Genomic DNA, 492 nt, shown 5'->3' on the forward strand with positions numbered 1-492 from the left:
CCATAAAGCAAGCCGAACCTACAAGATTAAGAATACGAAAATAAAAATTACTGCTAATAGTTATTGATATAGCGATTAAAATTGACGCCAAGTAACCAACCCATTCAACCATCATAATATCTCCTTAGTATAAATACTGCTAATATTGCTCCCAAAACGCGGCATCGCGGGGAAGAACAGTTGACCAATAGGGATTTAAATTGTGATCCGCGTTTTTATACACTTCGTAACGTAAAAGTATTTTCCCAATCCCCGCTTTTCCACGGCGCAGATTTTCTTCCGTTATTGCCTGTGATAAAGCGTCACTCCACTCTTTTGGAACGCCTCTATCTTTATCTCCTTGCTCAAGCAGTATGGGAGTGTTTGGCGCGATTTTATCAAGATAGGTGAAATACGAAAAATCTTTCGCAGGGTATTCCCTTTTAAAACTTTCCGCCCACTCAGGATTTCTTCCGTAATGAGCCGCGCTGTCGGGATAGCCCAGGCTCACGG

General features: G+C 41.9%; 1 protein-coding gene. It reads right to left on the reverse strand.

Annotated elements, in window-relative coordinates:
• Nucleotides 1-139: 139 nt before the first annotated feature.
• Nucleotides 140-492, reverse strand: a 353-nt coding sequence (locus ACYVRH_RS14465) for an alpha/beta hydrolase (protein ID WP_461257566.1), incomplete at its 5' end; no start/stop codon positions are given.

This window comes from Treponema sp. R80B11-R83G3 (genome assembly GCF_054786115.1).